Here is a 6,400-nt window from a genome sequence, read left to right as displayed (position 1 = left end):
TCGCTAAAGCTCTACGGAACCCCCAGACTATCTGGGGGTTTTCTCATACAAAAAAAGAAAATCATCGGGTGTGATTTTCTTTTTTTATTGTTTTAGGCTATTTCGGCAATCTTATCCATGATGAGTTTCCAAGCCAATGCCGTATCTTTTTCAAATGTTTTGGGATCTGCTTGAAAGTTTACGGGCATTGCTTTTTTATAAGGTGTAAAACCTAATCGCAAATACATGGCAATTGCCACATAACTGTTTGTTTGCGTAGTTAAATACAGAGGTTCTGTTACCTGCATAGAGGCATACAACCGAATCGTTTCAATCATTAATGCCTTAGCTATCCCTTTTCTTTGATGATGCTCATCTACACCTACCCAATGCACACGCATTCGTGTATGACCAAAATGCTCGCCTTCCCATACAGAGCTTGTACCGGCAAGCCTTCCGTTTTCATCAACGACTAGTAGCATTTGTTTCTTCACTTTTTCCGGCTGTGATAAAAATGTTTCCTTAAAATATTGCATTCCCTGTGCAAAATTCGTTAACTGACCTAATGCCACATGCAAGCGCACCCAATCTTGACTATAACGCGCATCAAAAGGTATGACTCGATATCCTTCTGCCAAATGGTATTCCATCTTTTCCGGTAGTTCTGTTAGTTCCATTAATACCGGATAATAAGGTATCGTTTTATCTAACGTTGTCATCTGCATCTCCTCCTTATCTATTTCATATGTATTCTTTACAATGGCATGTTACCTAAAATATAAGGAAAGACCCGAACATAGATTCGAGTCTTATTGTAATTCTATCGTATAGGAATAACGATCTCCTGGATAATAGGAAACCGTATATTCTAACACACGTCCATCATGATCATAAGATACACGCTTACGCACCAGTAAGGCCTCGCCTTTTTTCATTTCTAGCTTTTCGGCAATTTCCTTCGTCGCTGTTACGGCATAAAAGCTTTCCTTACTACGTGATGGCTTGTTTATGTGAAGTTCATCCAGCAATGCATACATACTGCCCTGATAGCGGGTATCATCTAAAGGCAGATTGCGGTCTTTAGAAAAATAGCTGATGAAGTAAACCATTGGTGCCCCATCTCCAGTACGTACACGGGACAGACGATATACTTGTTCCTGCAAAGGACAATGAAATACCTCTGCCACTTCTTTATCTGCTACGGTCATTTCAATATGCACATAGCTAGTGCCAGGCGTAATTCCTCTTTCCAGCATTTCATTCGTAAAGCTTTTGATACCAATCAGTTCTTCTTCAATCTTATTCTGGAATATGACTCTTGTGCCCTTTCCTCTGGCACGTTCTACCAATCCTTCCGTTTCCAATTGGGCAATCGCCTGTCTTGCCGTGATGCGTGATACACCAAAGCGTTTTTGCAGCTGCGCCTCACTTGGAATGGCATCTCCTGGGGCATATTCATTGGATAAGATTTTATCCTTAATAATTTTTTTGATTTGAATATACAGAGGAATTGCACCTTTGTTAAAATCGAGTTGCTCCATGAACTCACCTCCGTGAATCCATTATAGCATGTCTTATTTTATTTTAGGAAAATTTTCTTACGTAAGCTTTCAGAACACCGATTTTCTTACCTTGAGATTCTCCATATGGGCGAATCGTATATTCCCCGACACTTGCTGGAATGATGAAGGTTTCCGCATAATGAACAACAAATGGCGCAAAAGCATTCGTTGGACTTTCAATGACTGCTTCTCTTCCTTCTACCAGATTCAGCATATGCACCCCATCATCGGTAGTGTGATGCGTTACATCATCCATCCAATAACGTCTGGTTTCGATAAATTCCAATTCATGAAGACCGGTATGTTCTTCCACATAATGTTCACCACGTGATACTTCATAAATCGCATTAACTAAATTCTTTTCTACCCATGGTGTCGTACGGTCCCACTGAATGACTTCTTTTCCATGTTCGATATGCACCGGACGTGGACGGCCATCTAAACCTAAACGATCCCAATCCCATAATTTAAAGGTAAAAATATATGGTGTAGCACTGATTTCCAAAACCATTGCATTACTTCCAGAACAATGGCAAGTACCTGCCGGGATTAAGAAATGGTCATGCTTCTTTGCCGGAAATTTATTAATATATTTTTCTGCATCAAAGGACATTTCGCCTTGATTCGCTTTACGCAAATCTTGAATCATTTCATCCTTTTGAATACCTTCTTTTAACCCAAGATATACGACAGCATCATCTTCTGCATCTAAAATATAATAGCTTTCATCCTGTGTGTAAGTCATACCGAATTGTTTTTTAATATATTCCGTCAGTGGATGTACCTGAAGACTTAAATTCTGTCCGCCCATGGTGTCTAAGAAGTCAAAACGAATTGGAAATTCTGCCCCAAAACGTGCGAATACCTGTGCACCCAATAATGGTTTTGGCTGGTATAATACCAAATCCATAGCTGGGATTTCTACCGTAATGTCATGAAATCCTAAATATAAAGAGTTCTCTTCCGGTACGCCATCAAAGCTCCAGGCGAAATTTTGTTTGGAACGATCAAGGTCACAAACCTCTTTCATCCACTGGCCTCCCCATACACCCGGATCAAAATATGGGACTGTACGGAATGGCTGTTTTGCGATCTGCTGTAATGCACTGCGGAAGGCATCGCCACTGATCATCTTTGGCTCCATCTTTTTATTTGTATCGCATACATAGTCCATTCGTTCAAATAAAGATGCTTTATGCTTATCCGCAATACGCCATTCAATAAAGAAGCCACGTTTATTTTTACGCAATGGATCTTCATCATAATTGCTGCATTTATAATTGCCCATGCCTGCGCGATAACGCATTTGAATTTCCCAGCGAGCCATATCGAAATAAACCAGAGTATCCCCTGGATGTACCAAAGCAGCTCCAAAACCATAAAGCAAAACCAAACCATCACATGCCATAACCTGTTGCTTTGCCTCTTCCAGTTTCGTCAAATCAATAAAATCAATGACATCTCCATAATACATCTTACCAAAGACGCGATCATCCGTTATATGATATTTCAATTGTTCACTGATAGTTTTTTCTTCTTTAAAAAGATCTATCATATTAATTACTAATGCTGGATGCAGTTTCATTAATTCCGGCAGAATTTCATCATCAAATACCCCCGGATACACATCAGCAACCAGTACATGACGTCCTGTATTGCAGTGTTTTTTCAATTCATCCAAAATAGGCGCATAACCAGCCCATGCGCTGTCATCATATCCCTCTATATACGTTGTCGGGAATTTGTTGTAATTGCTTTTCATTCTTCTTCTCCTCTCACAAATACCAGTTTTCCTTTTTCCTTCATTACGCGATAGCCGAATGGCATCGCATCTACCGCTGCATAATCATGTCCGGCATCACAACCCCAGCAGGCAGCCACTTTCATATCCTCATCTCCTGTATTGATCAGACGATGTGCAAGATGACCGTCAATGTGATGCAGGCTTCCCTCAGACACTTCTTCTGCCCAAGTATTTCCTTCTTCATCCATCAACATTAACAATCCTTTTCCACTGACACCGAAATAAAATTCCGCACAGTCACGATCTTCATGCCAATGTCCGCGTGTCATATTGCATTCTCCTGCTACACAAAGTGGATGTAACACGGTCAGTCCCCAGTTTAAATTGCCCCGCTTGGCATCACCTTTTGTGTAGGAATATACATCATACATCACTGTGTTTTCATCCAGATCACCTACTTTGGCAAAGAAGGATTTGGCATCCTTATACCGTTTCGTGCCAACCGCAACATCACTTCCTTCCATTACGGAATGTATATCGAATGTTACCGGTGCTTTTACTACCTTCATACAAGTTCCTCCCATTCCTTTTTCTTTATTTCAGGATGTGCGACAAATAAGAATTTATCCGGATCCTCCTGAAACTGCGTATAAATCGGTTTTCCTTTTTCAATACCAAATTGTGGATATTCTTTGGCCTCACAAATGGTAAGGTTTCCTTGGCTGTAGCTAGGATTCATTTCCCAGGTAATATTACCCGCTTCATCCGCCAGTGGGAAAAAAGCAATACCATTGTGTTCACGCACTTCCTGATATGCAAAGCCATAATCTCTGACACACCATGCCCCAAAGCTCATGTTCTCATGAATATTCGCATTCACCGTCGCATGCACCCAACCCGGTGGCACGATGACAACATCACCCGCTTTGGCATGTACGGCATAACAATTTCCGGCATCATCACCGCCATACTGCTGCATATAAATATACGCCTCACCGCTCCATATTTCATAAACCTCACAGGTGGATGCATTACAAGAAGGGGATATCGCATGAATATGTCCTTGTGAGCGGACAGGTTCCTTCCCGATTCTTCCTTTCGCATATGCAACTGCACCATATAAAAGATTGCGCTGTACAATCGCTTCGCGATCCTTTTCCATACCGACATCCATAGCTATACTGTATAAAACATCCGGTCCATCCGCATCTGCATCCGCCAATGAAGAACGAATATCATTAAGATGCCGCTTTTCACAAATCGGTCCAAATGCGCCATCGCCATAGGAAAACGTTAGTGTTTCTTCCTCCATATGGATGGCAAATCCAGGGTCAAATTCCATATCTTTCCTCCTAATTGTTATAACATTATATCTTGCTTGATTTTATTCTAGTAAACCACTGAATAAATGTCAATAAAAGTGCTGAAATTTCCGAAATTCGTTATACCAATTCCATGGAATTGACCTATCTTTTCGATCTTTTTTCATAGGAAATGCCCAAACAAGCTATGGTATGCGCATAAAGCGAAAAGCTCTTCCATCCTGCAAATAGAAGAGCTTCTGAATTACCCCTGTTGAATAAGACGCATTTTAAAGGTATTACGTTCTCCATGATAATATGCCGTGGAATATTCCACACACCGATCATCCGCCGTATATGCCTTTGTTTTTACATACAAGATTACTGCCGGCTGTTCCATATGCAACAATGACTGGATCTCTTCATCTGCCAAACGTGCTTCTACCACACGATCAACATAAGCTATTTTACATTGATACCTTTCCTCCATAATCTGATAAAGGGAAGATGTTTCAAAATCATGTTGGGCAATGTCCGGAAATACTGTACTTGGCACATACGTTTCCACGACGACCATTTCCTTTTCATCAGCATACCGCAGCCGTTTTAAATACAGTGATGTTTCACTCTCCCATAATGATTGACAACCTTCCGGTGTAGGAAGTGTTTCTTTTTGTAACACCTTTGTGCTTGGCACTAAACCTAAGCTTTTCATCTCTTCGTCATAACTGCTTAATTTCATAAAGAAATTGCCTTCTACTTTCGGTACCGAGACAAACGTGCCTTTTGCTTTTTGTCTGGTTATATACCCTTCATGTATTAACTCCGCAAATGCCTGACGAATCGTTGGTCTTGATATATCTAAGAGTTCACAAAACTCTGCCTCTGTCGGTAATTTATCACCAGGTTTATAATAGCCGTTTTCAAACAATTCCAAGATTGCCGATTTCAACTGATAATATAATGGAACAGGAGAATTTTTCGCAATGCGAAAATGCTGGCGCAGGTTTTTATCGATCATATACATGCCTCATTTCTCTTTTTATTATAAAGGATTTTTTTCTATTTGACAATGAAAATATCTTAATGTTATAATGTAATTACATTAAAGGAGGACATCGTTATGGACACAACAAAATTAACCGCTAAAACACTTGCAAGTGTATTTGATCACACCTTTTTAAAGGCCTATGCAACACATGAGGATTTTGATAAACTCTGCCGTGAAGCGAAAGAAATCGGAGCCGCGATGGTTGCCATCAATGCTTCACCGGTAACCTATTGTAAAGAACAACTCAAGGACAGTGATGTGCATGTGGGAGCAGCCATCGCCTTTCCTTTAGGGCAGACAACACTGGAGACAAAGATTTTAGAAACGCAGAAAGCAATTGCAGATGGTGCCGATGAAATTGATTATGTCATCAACATCGGAGAAGCAAAGATGCATCATTGGGATTATCTTGAAAAGGAAATGCGTGAAATCACACAGGTATGTCATAAACATGGGATCTTATGTAAAGTTATATTTGAAAACTGCTATTTAGAAAAAGAAGAAATTCGCAAGCTTGCGGAAATAGCTAAAAAAGTGAAACCGGATTATATCAAAACAAGTACCGGCTTCGGTACTGGCGGAGCTAGTGTAGAAGATGTAAAACTGATGAAAGAAACCGTAGGCGATGCAGTGAAAGTAAAAGCAGCCGGAGGCATTCGCGATTGGGCAACATGCAAAGCAATGCTGGAAGCAGGTGCAGAACGTATCGGTACGAGCAGTTCATTAAAAATCTTAGATGAATTTAAAAAAGAAAGAGGATAAC

The 6,400-nt window shown here is 40.4% G+C and carries 7 protein-coding genes; 1 reads left to right on the top strand and 6 read right to left on the bottom strand.

Annotation, left to right across the window (positions count from 1 at the left end):
* Positions 1-92: 92 nt before the first annotated feature.
* From AC1VS3_RS08760 to AC1VS3_RS08735, 6 genes are all read right to left on the bottom strand, one after another.
* Positions 93-698, bottom strand: coding sequence for a GNAT family N-acetyltransferase (locus AC1VS3_RS08760; RefSeq protein ID WP_117548021.1), 606 nt, complete (start codon positions 696-698; stop codon positions 93-95).
* A gap of 90 nt (positions 699-788) precedes the next feature.
* The gene (locus AC1VS3_RS08755) at positions 789-1,520 is read right to left on the bottom strand and encodes a GntR family transcriptional regulator (protein WP_008690726.1); all 732 of its coding nucleotides are present in this window, start codon (positions 1,518-1,520) and stop codon (positions 789-791) included.
* Between the two features lie 43 nt (positions 1,521-1,563).
* Positions 1,564-3,303 carry a class I mannose-6-phosphate isomerase gene (locus tag AC1VS3_RS08750; protein ID WP_008690724.1) on the bottom strand — a complete coding sequence of 580 codons (1,740 nt, stop codon included), beginning with the start codon at positions 3,301-3,303 and terminating at the stop codon, positions 1,564-1,566.
* Positions 3,300-3,854, bottom strand: a complete 555-nt coding sequence (locus AC1VS3_RS08745) for a glucose-6-phosphate isomerase family protein (RefSeq protein ID WP_117548020.1) — start codon at positions 3,852-3,854, stop codon at positions 3,300-3,302. The genes AC1VS3_RS08750 and AC1VS3_RS08745 overlap by 4 nt, the downstream gene beginning before the upstream one ends.
* Positions 3,851-4,627, bottom strand: coding sequence for a glucose-6-phosphate isomerase family protein (locus AC1VS3_RS08740; protein WP_128125265.1), 777 nt, complete (start codon positions 4,625-4,627; stop codon positions 3,851-3,853). The genes AC1VS3_RS08745 and AC1VS3_RS08740 overlap by 4 nt, the downstream gene beginning before the upstream one ends.
* A gap of 224 nt (positions 4,628-4,851) precedes the next feature.
* The gene (locus AC1VS3_RS08735) at positions 4,852-5,607 is read right to left on the bottom strand and encodes a GntR family transcriptional regulator (protein WP_270355615.1); all 756 of its coding nucleotides are present in this window, start codon (positions 5,605-5,607) and stop codon (positions 4,852-4,854) included.
* A gap of 102 nt (positions 5,608-5,709) precedes the next feature.
* Between AC1VS3_RS08735 and deoC the strand changes: the two genes are divergently transcribed.
* Positions 5,710-6,399 carry a deoxyribose-phosphate aldolase gene (deoC, locus tag AC1VS3_RS08730; protein WP_008979296.1) on the top strand — a complete coding sequence of 230 codons (690 nt, stop codon included), beginning with the start codon at positions 5,710-5,712 and terminating at the stop codon, positions 6,397-6,399.
* Position 6,400: the final 1 nt, after the last annotated feature.

The organism is Longicatena sp., assembly GCF_982403165.1.
Note: the sequence above shows the minus strand (reverse complement) of the source record. Positions and strands in the feature narration are given on the sequence as shown.

Excerpts from the sequence above, each read along its gene's own strand:
- AC1VS3_RS08740 (WP_128125265.1), bottom strand. The coding sequence starts at position 4,627 with ATGGAATTTGACCCTGGATTTGCCATCCATATGGAGGAAGAAACACTA.
- AC1VS3_RS08735 (WP_270355615.1), bottom strand. The coding sequence starts at position 5,607 with ATGATCGATAAAAACCTGCGCCAGCATTTTCGCATTGCGAAAAATTCT.
- AC1VS3_RS08750 (WP_008690724.1), bottom strand. The coding sequence starts at position 3,303 with ATGAAAAGCAATTACAACAAATTCCCGACAACGTATATAGAGGGATAT.
- deoC (WP_008979296.1), top strand. The coding sequence starts at position 5,710 with ATGGACACAACAAAATTAACCGCTAAAACACTTGCAAGTGTATTTGAT.
- AC1VS3_RS08755 (WP_008690726.1), bottom strand. The coding sequence starts at position 1,520 with ATGGAGCAACTCGATTTTAACAAAGGTGCAATTCCTCTGTATATTCAA.
- AC1VS3_RS08745 (WP_117548020.1), bottom strand. The coding sequence starts at position 3,854 with ATGAAGGTAGTAAAAGCACCGGTAACATTCGATATACATTCCGTAATG.
- AC1VS3_RS08760 (WP_117548021.1), bottom strand. The coding sequence starts at position 698 with ATGACAACGTTAGATAAAACGATACCTTATTATCCGGTATTAATGGAA.